General features: G+C 71.8%; 12 protein-coding genes, 2 tRNA genes and 1 pseudogene. 11 read left to right on the top strand and 4 right to left on the bottom strand.

The genetic code is table 11. From position 1 onward, the window contains the following. Positions 1 to 27 precede the first annotated feature (27 nt). The gene (locus FB455_RS08050; RefSeq protein ID WP_145752737.1) at positions 28 to 2,964 is read right to left on the bottom strand and encodes an Hsp70 family protein; all 2,937 of its coding nucleotides are present in this window, start codon (positions 2,962 to 2,964) and stop codon (positions 28 to 30) included. Positions 2,965 to 3,094: 130 nt separating this feature from the next. Between FB455_RS08050 and FB455_RS08045 the strand changes: the two genes are divergently transcribed. From FB455_RS08045 to FB455_RS08030, 4 genes and pseudogenes are all read left to right on the top strand, one after another. Beyond that, positions 3,095 to 3,742 (top strand): MOSC domain-containing protein, encoded by a 648-nt coding sequence (locus FB455_RS08045; RefSeq protein WP_145752734.1) that lies wholly within the window; start codon positions 3,095 to 3,097, stop codon positions 3,740 to 3,742. A gap of 168 nt (positions 3,743 to 3,910) precedes the next feature. Then, positions 3,911 to 4,306 (top strand): annotated as a pseudogene (locus FB455_RS08040) (DUF4243 domain-containing protein); the annotation flags it as partial. A gap of 15 nt (positions 4,307 to 4,321) precedes the next feature. Then, on the top strand, positions 4,322 to 4,747 hold the full coding sequence (locus FB455_RS08035) for a nucleoside deaminase (protein WP_030273332.1): 426 nt from the start codon (positions 4,322 to 4,324) through the stop codon (positions 4,745 to 4,747). A gap of 201 nt (positions 4,748 to 4,948) precedes the next feature. Continuing rightward, entirely contained in the window at positions 4,949 to 5,461 is a 513-nt protein-coding gene (locus tag FB455_RS08030; protein ID WP_145752731.1) for an O-acetyl-ADP-ribose deacetylase, read from the top strand. A gap of 121 nt (positions 5,462 to 5,582) precedes the next feature. Here FB455_RS08030 and FB455_RS08025 read toward each other — a convergent pair. Then, positions 5,583 to 5,656: transfer RNA gene (locus FB455_RS08025), tRNA-Gly, on the bottom strand. 282 nt (positions 5,657 to 5,938) lie between these two features. Between FB455_RS08025 and FB455_RS08020 the strand changes: the two genes are divergently transcribed. The 5 genes from FB455_RS08020 to clpX all read left to right on the top strand — a co-directional run bounded on the left by FB455_RS08020 (position 5,939) and on the right by clpX (position 10,522). After that, positions 5,939 to 6,012 (top strand) — tRNA-Pro (locus FB455_RS08020). 149 nt (positions 6,013 to 6,161) lie between these two features. After that, the gene (gene tig / locus FB455_RS08015) at positions 6,162 to 7,508 is read left to right on the top strand and encodes a trigger factor (RefSeq protein WP_013288036.1); all 1,347 of its coding nucleotides are present in this window, start codon (positions 6,162 to 6,164) and stop codon (positions 7,506 to 7,508) included. Positions 7,509 to 7,683: 175 nt separating this feature from the next. Then, positions 7,684 to 8,325, top strand: coding sequence for an ATP-dependent Clp protease proteolytic subunit (locus FB455_RS08010; protein WP_013288035.1), 642 nt, complete (start codon positions 7,684 to 7,686; stop codon positions 8,323 to 8,325). A gap of 14 nt (positions 8,326 to 8,339) precedes the next feature. Then, positions 8,340 to 9,002, top strand: a complete 663-nt coding sequence (locus tag FB455_RS08005) for an ATP-dependent Clp protease proteolytic subunit (protein WP_013288034.1) — start codon at positions 8,340 to 8,342, stop codon at positions 9,000 to 9,002. 227 nt (positions 9,003 to 9,229) lie between these two features. Further along, on the top strand, positions 9,230 to 10,522 hold the full coding sequence (gene clpX / locus FB455_RS08000; RefSeq protein WP_013288033.1) for an ATP-dependent Clp protease ATP-binding subunit ClpX: 1,293 nt from the start codon (positions 9,230 to 9,232) through the stop codon (positions 10,520 to 10,522). A 26-nt stretch (positions 10,523 to 10,548) separates the two neighbouring features. Here the strand turns inward: clpX and FB455_RS07995 are convergent, their stop codons facing one another. Beyond that, positions 10,549 to 11,172, bottom strand: coding sequence for a helix-turn-helix domain-containing protein (locus FB455_RS07995; protein ID WP_030273366.1), 624 nt, complete (start codon positions 11,170 to 11,172; stop codon positions 10,549 to 10,551). 41 nt (positions 11,173 to 11,213) lie between these two features. Here FB455_RS07995 and FB455_RS07990 point away from each other — a divergent pair, with 41 nt between their 5' ends. Both FB455_RS07990 and FB455_RS07985 read left to right on the top strand, forming a co-directional pair. Beyond that, positions 11,214 to 12,047, top strand: coding sequence for an EamA family transporter (locus FB455_RS07990; RefSeq protein ID WP_013288031.1), 834 nt, complete (start codon positions 11,214 to 11,216; stop codon positions 12,045 to 12,047). A 39-nt stretch (positions 12,048 to 12,086) separates the two neighbouring features. Then, the gene (locus tag FB455_RS07985; protein ID WP_030273370.1) at positions 12,087 to 12,884 is read left to right on the top strand and encodes a carbon-nitrogen hydrolase family protein; all 798 of its coding nucleotides are present in this window, start codon (positions 12,087 to 12,089) and stop codon (positions 12,882 to 12,884) included. A gap of 6 nt (positions 12,885 to 12,890) precedes the next feature. On the opposite strand, the gene FB455_RS07980 is transcribed toward FB455_RS07985, so the two are convergent. Beyond that, positions 12,891 to 13,112: a hypothetical protein gene (locus tag FB455_RS07980; RefSeq protein WP_030273372.1), complete on the bottom strand. Its 222-nt coding sequence runs from the start codon at positions 13,110 to 13,112 to the stop codon at positions 12,891 to 12,893. Positions 13,113 to 13,694 lie beyond the last annotated feature (582 nt).

The following is a 13,694-nucleotide window of genomic DNA, read 5'->3' as shown; positions in this document are numbered from 1 at the left end:
ATCGATCGCTGCCAAGCTCAGTTCCGGTCAGCCGGCGAACCGGTACAACCGGAACTCCTTCTCCGCGCCGCACACGAGCATCTCGGTGTTCCACGAGCAGGACTCGCTGCGGATCTGCTTGAGCTGCCCCATCTCGACCGGCTTGCCGTCCACCGCCGTCCCGGCGAGGACCCGGTCGTCCTCGTACGCGCTCGGCGCCTCGGAGAAGATCAGCAGGTTGCCGGCGTCCAACCGGACCGCCGTCCCGTCCCGGTCACGCAGCACCGCCGTGCCGTCCGGCGCGAACAGCGTCACCGCGTCCGGCGAGTCCCGCCCGGCCAGCACGTGCTCACCGACCGGCACCAGCGACTCGGCGCGCGGCGCCGGCCACTGCCGGGTGCCCTCACCCTCGGTCGCCGCCACCACCCGGGTGTCGTCGGCGCCGCTGCCGGGCGTCTCCAGCAGGCACACGCGGCGCTCCCCGCAGGTGACGAGATCCTTCACCCGGCCGCCCTGTTCCGGCGCCTCGTACAGCACGCCCGGCGTGCCGAGACCGCCCAGGTCGTAGGCGAGCAGCCGCAGGCCGCGCTCGTTCTCCGCCACGTACAGCCGGTCGTCGCGGGCGGCCACCGGATCGTCGAGCCCGGCGACGTTGCCCCGGTCCTTGAGGATCTTCCCGCTGCGCATGTCGACGACCCGGAGCGACCGGTCCGCGCCGACCTGCACGAGCCGGTCCGCCTTCCCCGCCCACGGGGCGAGCGGCGAGCCCTCGGCGTTGCCGGGCCCGTCCAGCGCCGCGCCGGTGCCGACCGGTACCACCTTCGTGCGCGCGTCGCCGTACTCGGTGCGCGGGTTGGGCCGCTCCCACCGCTGCCGGCCGTCGTCCAGCCGCAGCCCGACCAGGCGTTCACCGGCGCGGTCCAGCCGGACGATCGTGTCGGGCCCGAGGTACAGGGTGTCGTCGCGACCGACGTCGGTCCGCCAGCGCTGGTCGCCGGAGTCCTCGTCGAGCACCGCGAGCACGCGGGGGGTGTCACTTCCGGTGGCATCGCCGAGGACGAGCAGCCCGTCGGGCAGCGCCCGGATCCCCGCCCACCGCTGCGCTGTCGCGTCGGTCCGCCTCTCCCAGACCGTCTTGCCGGTGGCCGCCTCGACGGCAGTCACGTGGAGGTGGTCGTCGGGCAGCGAACGGGCCAGGTAGGCGCGTTCCCCGAGCGTCGCGGTGAACATCTGGTCCGGCCGCGCGTCACCGGCGGACACAGTCTTCACCAGCTCCGCGGTGTGGAAGTCCAGCGCCGGGTGCCGGTCCCGGAACACCCAGAGCAGCACCGACGCCGCCACGGCGACGACCACGAGACCCGCGCCGAGCGCGATCCACCGGCCGCGCCGTGGCCGGCCGCCGCCCGGCCGGACACCGCCCGGCGCGGGGGAGAAGGGCGCCCCGGGTACGCCGGGCTGCCAGCCGCCGGGCGGGGGAGCGGACGGTCCGGGTACGCCGTAGCCCGCGGCCGGGTGCGGCGGAACCGGCCCGTGGGCGGCCGGCATGCCGTCGTACCTCGTCGGCTGTGGCGGAACCGGGCCCGGCGTGCCGTCGTACCTCGTGGCGGGGGTCTGCGGGACGGGGCCGTCGGCTACCAGCGTGCCGTGCGGTCCGGCGGACGCCGCGTCCGGACCGCCGAGCGGCGCGGTCGGGTTCGGCCTCGTCGCACCGGCCGGGACCGTGGCGGCGCTCGCCGTGCCGGCGTCGGTCCCGCCCGCGGGCGGCGCGGGCCGAGTCGATTCGGGCTGGGCCGGCGCGGGTGGTGCCGGCGCGGCCTGGACCGGCACGCCGGGACGGCCGGACCGCCGGGGCAGCGGCAGGTCGGTGAGCGCGCCCTCGGCGACAGGCATCTCCGGCTGCTCCAGCACCGTCGGCGCGATGCCCAGCTCGGCGTGCAGCAGCCGGGCCACCAGCGGCACCCGGGTCGACCCGCCGACCAGGAACAGACCGGATAGCTGCTCCGGACGCAGCCCGGCGGCGGCGGTCACCTCGCGGGTCTCCGTCACGGCCCGGGCCAGCAGCGGCGCGGCCAGGCGTTCGAAGTCCTCCCGGGACAGCGGCACCGCCGCCTCCACCCCCGGTACGGCGACCGGCGCCACCATGGCCCGGGACAGCATCTCCTTCGCGCCGCGCACGTTGTCCCACAACTGCTGGCGGTCCCGCCGCTCGGCGGTGGTCGTCGCGTCGGTCAGCCGGGCCCACTCGCCCGGATGGGCCGGGCCGACCAGCTCGCCGAGCCGCCCGAGCAGGGCCGCGTCCAGGTCGAGACCGCCGAGGTCGGGGATCCCGCCGGTGGCGACCAGCTGGAAGCCGGAGTCTCCCCACGGATCGGCGCCCTCGTTGCGCAGCACCGCCACGTCGAGCGTGCCGCCGCCGAAGTCGAACACCGCCACCGCACCGCCCACCGGCACCGGCCGGCGCAGCACCTGCGTGAAGTAGCGCGCCGCGGCCACCGGCTCCCGCAGCAGACGGGTGCCGGGCGCGATCGGCCCGGCCAGCGTGTGCTCGGCCGCCGCCGGCCAGCCGGCGAGTTCCAGCGCGTCGTGCAGCACCTGACGGCGGGCCGGCGTCCAGGCCGCCGGGTGGGTGACCACCGCCGGGGGCAGCATCCCGACCGCCGCCACCGCTGCGTCCGCAACCGCGCGCAGCGTCGCGGCCAGCAGCTCCGCCGGCCGGTACGCCCGCCCGCCCAGCTCCACCGTCTCCTCGTCGACCCGGCGCTTCGGGTTCGGCTCGTAGCCGGCCGGGTCGGCCTGGGCGAGGCGCTGCGCGTCCCGCCCGACGTGCAGGTGACCGTCCGCGTCGGCGTACACGCCGGACGGCAGGATCGGGTGGCCGTCGACGAGGACCGGCCGGGTCCGCCCGTCCGGCCAGCGCAGCACCGCCACCGTGTTCGAGGTGCCGAGGTCCACGCCGAGGGCGAAACCGTCCTGCTGGCCTGCCATCCGCGGCTACCTCCACCACCCGACGAGGATGTCCGGCCCGCATCGTACGCAGGCCGCGCCGCCTCGCCGCGCACCCGGCCCGGGGGAATGGACTGGCCGGTCCGGCGCCCGGCCGCATACCGTCGCCGTCATGAGGGTGATCTCCGTCAACGTGGGCCGACCGCAACCGAACCCGTGGAAGGGAATCGGCGCCACCGGCATCGACAAGCGGCCCGTGGACGGCCGGGTCGCCGTCACCGCGCCCGGCCCCAAGGGCACCGGCGACGTCGGGCTCGCCGGTGACCGGGTCTACGACGTGGCCCACCACGGCGGCACCGACCAGGCGGTCTACGCGTACGCCCGGGAGGATCTCGACCACTGGGAGGCCGGCCTGGGCCGCCCGCTCGCCGACGGCAGCTTCGGCGAGAACCTGACCACCACCGGGCTGGACGTCAACGGCGCGCTGATCGGCGAGCGGTGGCGGATCGGGCCGAACCTGGTGCTGGAGGTCTCCTGCCCGCGCATCCCCTGCGGCACGTTCCAGGGGTGGCTGGGCGAACGCGGCTGGATCAAGCGGTTCACCGAGCAGGTACGGCCCGGGGCGTACCTGCGGGTGGTCACGCCGGGCAGCGTCGGCGCCGGAGACCCGGTCGAGGTCGTGCACCGGCCCGACCACGACGTGACCGTGGCGCTGGTGTTCCGGGCCACGACGCTGGAGACGGAGCTGCTGCCCCGGCTGCTGGTCGCCGACGCGCTCCCCGAGGAGGACATGGCGCGGATCCGCCGCCGCTTGACCTGAACCACACTTCAGGTCGGACGCTCCCGGTGTGCTGAACTCCGTACTCGACGAGGCGTACGAGCGCGTACGCCACACCGGTCCCGAGCGCGACGGGTGGCTGTCCAACCACGTGCCGGTGACTGGCTCGACCTCTTCGACCGCGAGCTGGCCGGTGAGCCGTGGCGCGACGTGCCTGCCCGGCTCGCCGCTGTCGTCGACGCCGCCGTGGTCCGGCACGGCACACACGGGTACGCCGGTCCGGTGATGCTCGTGCACGCAGCCACCGCGCCGAACGCCGTCCTGCGTACGCTGCCGGCCCTGCCGCCGGCGCTGTGGCGGCCGAGCCTGGCCGCCGCCTGGGCGGCGACCGCCGCCGTCACCGCCGCCTACGCCCCGGCCGGGGCCCGTGCCCTCCCGCCGGCCGCCGGGCCGGAACTCGACGAGGTCATGGCGCGGGCGCTGGACACCGGGGACGCGCACGCGATCAAATTCATCGACACCCTGAGCGACGCGTACGCCCGCAGCGGCGACCCGGCCCTGCTCGCCGTGGCCGCCCGAGCCGTCGAGCAGATCGCCGCAGACTGAACACGTGGAGGGCTGATGACACCCGACGACGAGGCGTTCCTGCGCCGCGCCGTGGAACTCGCCGACCGGGCCGGCGCGTCCGGCGAGCGGCCGTTCGCGTCGCTGCTCGTCGGCGCGGACGGCACCGTCCTGATCGAGGACCACAACACTGTGGTCTCCGACAAGGACGTCACCGCCCACCCGGAGCTGAAGCTGGCCCGCTGGGCCGCCCGGCAGCTCGCCCCCGAGGCGGCCGTCGCCACCACCATGTACACCAGTTGCCAGCCCTGCCCGATGTGCACAGTCGCGATCAACGCATCAGGCCTCGGCCGGGTCGTCTTTGCGCTGTCCACCGAGCAGTTCGAGCAGGTCAAGCCCGCGACGCCCGCGCCGCGCCCGGTGCGGTACGACGGGCCGGCGCTGTTCGACGAGGCACGTCGGCCGATCGAGGACCACTACTAGGCACCCGGGCGACGGTGGACGCGCCACGGCTGAGCACCGGGTCGAGCGGTGCGGTGGGCCTCCGGCGTCGCTACCTCCGGCCCGGACCTTGAACCTCGCGAGCCGGACCGGCATCTGCGCGACGCCGTCGTGGGGTTCCTCGGTCGATGAGAGCGGCGGGGGTCATCTGCCGGCGAGGTGCTCTGGTGGCATCATCGATCCGTGCCTGTGATCGAAGTTGTCCTCGGTGACATCACCCAAGAGGACGTCGATGCCGTCGTTACCGCGGCGAATGAGTCGCTGTTGGGTGGCGGCGGTGTGGACGGGGCGATTCATCGTGCAGCCGGACCGCGGCTGGCCCAGGCGGGTGCTGCCCTGGCACCGTGCGATCCGGGCGACGCGGTCGCCACGCCGGCGTTCGATCTGGACCCACCGGTACGCCATGTCATTCACACCGTCGGCCCGGTGTGGGAAGGCGGCGGCTACGGCGAGGCCGATGTCCTGGCGTCGTGCTACCGGCGCAGCCTTGAGGTTGCCGATGAGATCGCCGCTCGCCGCGTCGCCTTCCCCGCCATCGCTACTGGTGTGTACGGGTTCCCGACCGACCAGGCAGCGAAGATCGCGATCTCGACCATCAGAGCGACACCGACGAACGTCGAGCACGTCCGCCTGGTCGCCTTCGACCAGGCCACGTACGAACTGCTGGCTTCGGCGCTCCAGGGGCCCGGCCGTTGAGTTCGTGAGGCGGATCCTCGCAGGCGGCCGGAGCAGCTGATGGCCACGGCTGGCCCGAGCGGGGGAGTCGCCGACCGGCCCAGGCTCGGGGGATGCGTCCTCTGACCGGGGCCGGAGGCCGTGGAGCGGGCGACGGGAATCGAACCCGCACCGTCAGTTTGGAAGACTGAAGCTCTGCCATTGAGCTACGCCCGCGAGCGCCCCACCACAGCAGGGCGCGCCGACAGCGTACCGAATCACCCCCGCCGCCGTGCAGCGCGTACCCCGCGCACGCCGCCGACCGTCAAGATCCACACAATTTCGGCGAGGTGGCGCCTTCCTGCGCCCCCGGACCCAGCCACTTCCCCGAACTGGCGCCCGACGCCACCCGGCGCCACCCGACGCCACCCGGCGGCACCCGGCGGCGCCCGCCACACCGCGCGCCGTGCCCCGGTCACCCGCGCGAGGGGCCGGACGGCATACACTCTTCGTCGCCACCGGGGTGTGGCGCAGCTTGGTAGCGCACTCGCTTTGGGAGCGAGGGGCCGTGGGTTCAAATCCCGCCACCCCGACTGTCGTTCGCGACCGGATCGTCCCGGGAACCGCCGGTTTTTTCCGCGCGGTACCCGGGCCCTGCCGATGCCGTCGGCCGGCTCGCCTACACTCGATGCGCGCAATCACGCCCCAGACTCAACACCCAGATCCGTCAAGGAGTACGCCTGTGAAGAGCACCGTCGAGACTCTGAGCCCGACGCGCGTGCGGCTCGCCATCGAGGTGCCGTTCGTCGAGCTCGAGCCGAGCCTCAAGAAGGCGTACCGGGAGATCGGCCAGCAGGTCCAGGTTCCCGGCTTCCGCCGGGGCAAGGTCCCCAGCGCGGTGATCGACCAGCGGGTGGGCCGGGGGACCGTCCTCAACGAGGCGATCCAGGAGGCCATCCCGCAGAACATCCTCGCCGCGGTCCGGGAGCACGACCTGAAGACGCTCGGCCGGCCCGAGGTCGACATCACGGAGTTCAACGACGGCGACTCGCTCAATTTCACCGCCGAGGTGGACGTCCGGCCGGAGATCACCCTGCCGGACCCGGCCACCATCGAGGTGACCGTCGACGAGATCCAGATCGCCGACAGCGAGATCGACGAGCAGATCAACAGCCTGCGCGAGCGGTTCGCCACGCTGAAGACCGTCGAGCGGGCCGCCCAGGAGGGCGACTTCGTGCAGATCGACCTGAACGCCACTGTTGACGGCGAGGAGGTCCCGGGCGGTTCGGCGAGCAACATCTCGCACGAGGTGGGCAGCAAGCAGCTCCTGCCGGGTCTGGACGAGGCGCTGGTCGGCCTGGCCGCCGGCGACAGCACCACCTTCACCACGCAGCTCGTCGGCGGCGACTACGCCGGCCGTGACGCCGACGTGGCGGTGACCGTCCGCACGGTCAAGGAGAAGGAGCTCCCCGAGCTCAACGACGACTTCGCGCAGATGGCCAGCGAGTTCGACACCATCGACGAGCTGCGCGCCGACCTGCGGGAGCGGGTCACCCGGGGCAAGCAGGTCGAGCAGATCTACGCCGCCCGTGACAAGGCCCTGGAGCAGATGGTGGCCGCCGCCGAGGTGCCGGCGCCCGAGGGCGTCGTCAAGGAGGAGGTCGAGAGCCGCAAGGCCGCGATGGTCGACCAGCTCGAGCGCATCGGCGCCTCCCTGGAGGAATACCTCGCGGCGGAGGAGAAGACCGAGGAGCAGATCGACACCGAGCTGACCGAGGCGGCGACCGACGGCGTCAAGATCCAGCTCCTGCTGGACACCCTGGCCGACGCCGAGGACGTGCAGGTCTCCGACGACGAGTTCGGTCACGAGATCGTGCACCGTGCGCAGCGCGCCGGCATGGCCCCGCAGCAGTACTACGACCAGCTGGTCCGCTCCGGCGCCGCCGCGGCCGTCTTCGGCGACGTCCGCCGGGGCAAGGCGCTCGCCGCGGTGATGGAGAAGATCAAGATCAAGGACTCGGCGGGCAACGAGGTCTCCCTCGACGCGCTGCGGGCCCAGAACGAGGCCGAGCACGACCACCAGCACTGACCATCGGGGGTGTCGGCCGCCGTCCCGCGCTGCGCGCCGGGAGGCGGCCGAAACCCTTTCCGGGGTACGCCGTGCGGGTGACTGCGCTGAGAGCGAACAGTGCCCCGACCGGGAGTACGCCTCCCGGCTGAGCGGTTAGTGTCGGGTAGGACGGTACGGAGAGCGAAGGGCTGCCATGACCGACATGCACATCCCCAAGAAGTCGCTCCGGGTGAACGAGGCCCGCGGTGGCGACTCCATTGGCAACCTCGACGACTCGGTCTACAACCGGTTGCTCAAGGAACGGATCATCTTCCTGGGCAGTGAGGTGAACGACCAGGTGGCCAACCGCATCTGCGCGCAGCTCCTGCTGCTCGCGGCGGAGGACCCGGACCGCGACATCTTCCTCTGGATCAACTCGCCGGGTGGCTCGGTCTACTCCGGCATGGCGATCTACGACACCATGCAGTACATCGACAACGACGTCTCGACCGTGGCGATGGGCATGGCCGCCTCCATGGGCCAGCTGCTGCTCTGCGCGGGCACCAAGGGCAAGCGCTACGCCCTGCCGCACGCGCGGATCATGATGCACCAGCCCTCGGGTGGCCTCGGCGGCACCGCGTCGGACATCGCGATCCAGGCCGAGCAGATGCTCTACACCAAGCGGATGTTCCAGGAGCGGGTCGCGTTCCACACCGGCCAGTCCCAGGCGCAGATCGAGGCGGACTCGGACCGTGACCGCTGGTTCACCGCCCAGGAGGCCATGGACTACGGCTTCATCGACAAGGTGATCATCGGGGCCGCGCAGGTTCCGGATGGCGCCGGGACCCTGAGCTGACCGAGGAGCTGACGATGACCGACCTGAGCCTGCCGCCCCAGTTCGCGGCCGTGCACAACCGCTACGTTCTGCCGTCGTTCGTCGAGCGCACGTCGTACGGGATGAAGGAGTCCAACCCGTACAACAAGCTCTTCGAGGACCGGATTATCTTCCTCGGCGTGCAGGTGGACGACGCGTCGGCCAACGACGTGATGGCCCAGCTGCTGACGCTGGAGGGCACCGACCCGGACCGCGACATCATCATGTACATCAACTCGCCCGGTGGCTCCTTCACCGCCATGACGGCGATCTACGACACCATGCAGTACGTCCGCCCGGACATCCAGACCGTCTGCCTCGGGCAGGCGGCGAGCGCGGCGGCGGTGCTGCTCTCCGCGGGCACGCCGGGTAAGCGGATGGCGCTGCCCAACTCCCGGATCATCATCCACCAGCCGGCCACCGAGGGCGGCTACGGCCAGGGCTCGGACATCGAGATCCAGGCGCGGGAGATCCTGCGGATGCGGACGCAGCTGGAGGACATGCTCTCCCGGCACTGCAACCGCCCGATCGAGCAGGTTCGCAAGGACATCGACCGTGACAAGATCATGACGGCCGAGGAGTCCAAGGAGTACGGGCTGGTCGACACGATCCTGACCAGCCGCAAGAAGGGTCTGCTGGCGTCGCACGCCGCGGGCTGAGCAACGTGTGGTCGGAGGTCGGTCGGGGTATCGTTCCCGGTCGACCTCTGACACACCCGTTTTGGGGGTCGGAGAAAACCCGGCCACCGGGTAACGTCGGGTCTGTACCGCTCCGCCGGTCGGATCAGGTGGAGCCGACAGCATGGTGGGACGACAGGACGGACGGGCGCTCCGGCGCTCGCAGGTCAGGGCCGGCGTTCCGGCCGACGAGTGCAGGGAGAACGTAGGTGGCACGGATCGGTGACGGCGGCGACCTACTGAAATGCTCGTTCTGCGGCAAGTCGCAGAAGCAGGTCAAGAAGCTCATCGCGGGCCCTGGTGTCTACATCTGCGACGAGTGCATCGACCTCTGCAACGAGATCATCGAAGAGGAGCTGGCCGAGTCCGGCGAGGTGAAGTGGGAAGAGCTTCCCAAGCCGATGGAGATCTGCCAGTTCCTCGACAACTACGTCGTCGGTCAGGAGCAGGCCAAGAAGGCGCTCGCCGTCGCGGTCTACAACCACTACAAGCGGATCCAGGCCGAGGCCGCAGGCGCGCCGGGCTCCGGCACCGACGGCGTCGAGCTGGCCAAGTCCAACATCCTGCTGCTCGGCCCGACGGGTTGCGGCAAGACGCACCTGGCGCAGACGCTCGCGCGGATGCTCAACGTCCCGTTCGCCATCGCCGACGCCACCGCGCTCACCGAGGCGGGCTACGTCGGTGAGGACGTCGAGAACATCCTGCTGAAGCTGATCCAGGCCGCCGACTACGACATCAAGCGCGCCGAGACGGGCATCATCTACATCGACGAGGTCGACAAGATCGCCCGCAAGTCGGAGAACCCGTCGATCACCCGTGACGTCTCCGGCGAGGGCGTGCAGCAGGCGCTGCTGAAGATGCTCGAAGGCACCGTCGCCAACGTGCCGCCGCAGGGCGGGCGCAAGCACCCGCACCAGGAGTTCATCCAGATCGACACCACGAACGTGCTGTTCATCTGCGGTGGCGCGTTCGCCGGGCTCGACCAGATCATCGAGGCCCGCACCGGCTCCGGCGGCACCGGCTTCGGCGCCCGGCTCCGGTCGGTGTCCGAGCGGTCGACCGACGACATCTTCAGCCAGGTCATGCCGGAGGACATGCTGAAGTTCGGGCTCATCCCCGAGTTCATCGGCCGGCTTCCGGTGATCACCAACGTGCGCAGCCTCGACCGCAGCGCCCTGGTGCGGATCCTGACCGAGCCGCGCAACGCGCTGGTCCGGCAGTACCAGCGCCTGTTCGAGCTGGACGGCGTCGAGCTGGAGTTCGAGCAGCCCGCGCTGGAGGCCATCGCCGACCAGGCCATGCTCCGCGGCACCGGCGCCCGCGGCCTGCGGGCGATCATGGAAGAGGTGCTCCTCTCCGTGATGTACGAGGTGCCGAGCAACCCCGACGCCGCCCGGGTGCTGATCACCCGCGAGGTCGTCCTGGAGAACGTCAACCCGACGATCGTGCCCCGCGAGTTCACCGGCCGGCGCCGGCGGGACCGCGAGGAGAAGTCGGCCTGATACCGCCGTTCGCGACCGCGCCCGGGTCAGCTCGGGCGCGGTCCGCGTGAGCGGGTCCGCCGGTCCCACTCGCCCGACGGGGTGACCACCACCATCATCAGGCGCACCGGCCCGTCACCGGCCGTGCGATAGCCGTGCTCCCGGTCGGCGTGGAACTCGACCGTCTCGCCGGCGCGTACGTCGTGGTCGACGCCGTCCACTGTGACAGTGGCGACGCCGTCTAGCACGTGCAGGATCTCCCGGGTGCCGTGGGCGTGGTCGGGGGACCGCAACGCCTCCCCGGGTTCCATCCGCCAGTCCCACAGCTCGACCAGGTCGGGTTCGCCGAGGCCGCTGAGCAGACGCGCCAGGCCGCCGTTGGGGCCGCGCCACAGCACCGGCGCCTCGTCGGCCGCGCTGACCCGCACCGTGCTCGGTTCGGCCGGCTCCAGCAGCCGGGCGATGCTGACGCCGAACGCGTCGGCGACCCGGCAGAGCGTGCCGATGCTCGGGTTGGTGCGCGCCCCCTCGATCTGCACCAGCATGCCCTTGCTGACTCCGGACCGGCCGGCCAGTTCCTCGAACGACCAGCCGCGTGCTGCTCGCAGGTCACGTACCTGGCGGGCGACCGCTGAGGTCACCGCGCCGACCCGTCCACCGGTATCGGTCATCACACTGTCCTTCACGGTCACTATTGTGGTACGACTGCGGGATGCTCCCCATTGTCCTCGCCGCCGTGTCCGCGCTGGCCTTCGGCACGGCCGACTTCGCCGGCGGCAAGGCGTCCCGGCGCGCCGACCCGATCGCCGTGACTGTCGTGTCGCAGATCCTCAGCGTTCCGCTGCTGCTCGTCCTCGTCCTCGTGGTGCCCGGCACGCCGAGCCCGCTCGACCTGGGGTGGGGACTGCTCGCCGGCGTGGCGGGCGCGGGCGGCGTCATGCTGCTCTACCGCTCGCTCGCCACCGGCGTGATGGCTGTCGTCGCGCCCGTCACCGCGATCACCGCGGCGATCGTGCCGATCGTCGCCGGCCTGGTCCTCGCACACTCGCCGGGTGCTGTTGCGCTCGGCGGCGCCGGGCTCGCCGTGGTCGCCATCGGGCTGGTCAGCCTGGGGGAGCGCGGCGCGGCACGCCGCGTCTCCGGCCGCGTGATCGGCATGGCACTGGCCGCTGGACTGCTCTTCGGCGTCTTCTTCGCGCTGCTCGGCCAGGCCGACGAGGCCGCCGGCATGTGGCCGGTTCTCGCGGTACGCGTCAGCTCGATCGCGTTCGGCCTCGCGCTCGCCGTCCGTACCGGCGCACGCCTGCGCCTGGGGCGGCGGGTGCTCGGCTGGGCCGCGACGGCCGGCCTGCTCGACTCCGCCGCGAACGCGCTGTTCCTCGCCGCGGCGGGGCGGGGGCACCTGAGCGTGGTGGCCGCGATCGCCTCGCTCTACCCGGCGAGCACCGTCCTGCTCGCGCTCGCCGTCGACCGGGAACGACTCCGGCCGGCACAGGTCGCGGGGCTCGGCTTCGCCGCGGCGGCGCTCGTCCTGTCCAGCGTCTGAGCCCTGTCGCGCGCCTGCTTCCGCCCGTACCCTCGGGTCATGCGCGTCGCCATCTGCCAGCTCAACGCCCGCGACGACCGGGCGGCGAACCTCGCCGCCGCCGAGGCCCTGCTGGTCAGGGCCGCGGCGGCCGGCGCGGACCTCGCCCTCCTTCCGGAGTACGTCGACTACCTCGGTCACGCCGACCGGATGCCGCCGGCCGAGCCGGTCGACGGCACTGTGGGGCGGTTCTTCGCGGAGACCGCCCGCCGGCTGGGCATGTGGGTGATCGCCGGCTCGTTCCACGAGGCGGGTCCGGACCCGGCGCACACCTGGAACACCTCCCTGGTCTTCGACCGCGAGGGCGCGCTCGCTGCCGCCTACCGGAAGATCCATCTGTACGACGTGGAGATCCCCGGCCGCGTCTCCTACCTGGAGTCGGCAACCGTGGCGCCGGGCGAGAAGCCAGTGGTGGTCGACGTCGAGGGTCTGCGGGTCGGCCTGTCCATCTGTTACGACCTGCGGTTCCCGGAGTTGTACCGGCAGCTCGCGACCGACGGCGGCGCCGAACTGCTCGTGGTGCCCGCAGCGTTCATGATGCACACCGGGCGGGACCACTGGGAGGTGCTGCTGCGGGCCCGGGCGATCGAGAACCAGTGCTTCGTGGCGGCGGCCGGACAGACAGGTGACCACGACCCGGGCCGGACCTGCTTCGGGCGCAGCATGGTGGTCGACCCGTGGGGGACCGTGCTGAGCCAGGTCGCCGACGGCCCGGGACTGGCGGTCACCGAGATCGACCTGCAGCGGCTGCGGACGATCCGCGCCGAGCTGCCCAGCCTGGCCAACCGCCGGCTCTGATCGCGGTCAGCCTCCGAAGAGCAGGCCCAGGGCGGCGATCCCGGCGATCGCCGCCGCGGTGACCAGGAGAGCGGTGGTCATCCGGGAGGGGCCGCGCCGGGCCAGGCGTTTGACCGACAGCAGCAGTACGGCGAGCACGACGGCCCCGATCACCAACTGCCAGAACGGCAGCAGGAGGCCGAGCAGAGCGTCCTCGGCGACGGCCGGGACCGGGGACGGATCATCCATGCCGACCACTCTGGCACGGGACAGCTCCGGAACGCTCTCTTCGACGCCGGCATTCCGGTGGACCCGTCACGCTCGCCCAATGACGATCATTGATTTGCCTTCCGGGGCGGGTCCGCGTAACTTTCTCTCTGCACGCGGGAGGCCGGGCAAACCGGCCGAGAACGGGCGCCAGGCTGGTGGCGGTGACGCCGAGCCAGACTGAGATTCGGGCGGTGCTCGACACTCCGGGACACGGAGTTGCGAACGCGAAGCCGACCGGGTAGAGTTCGAAAGTCGGCAGGGAGCCGGGCGGGTGGTCGCGAGAGCGACGCCGGCCGGTCCGCCGAAACCCACGAGAGCAACGACCACCGGAAACGGTGAGCGTCAGCGTGGGTCTGGTCGAGCCAAGTTGATCACCTCGAACGCGAGGTTGACGACGGAAGCAAGACCGAGTAGGTTGGAGAGGTTGCCCCAAACGGGGGTTCCGCTGGTAGCGGTGCTTCTGGTTGGTGTGTGGTTGTTCTTTGAGAACTCAACAGGGTGCTTGTAAAGCCAGTGCCAATTGTTTTATACCCCGTACTGGTCAGGCCTTTTGGTTTGGCT

This window comes from Micromonospora sp. CNZ296, assembly GCF_007827635.1.
Note: the sequence above shows the minus strand (reverse complement) of the source record. Positions and strands in the feature narration are given on the sequence as shown.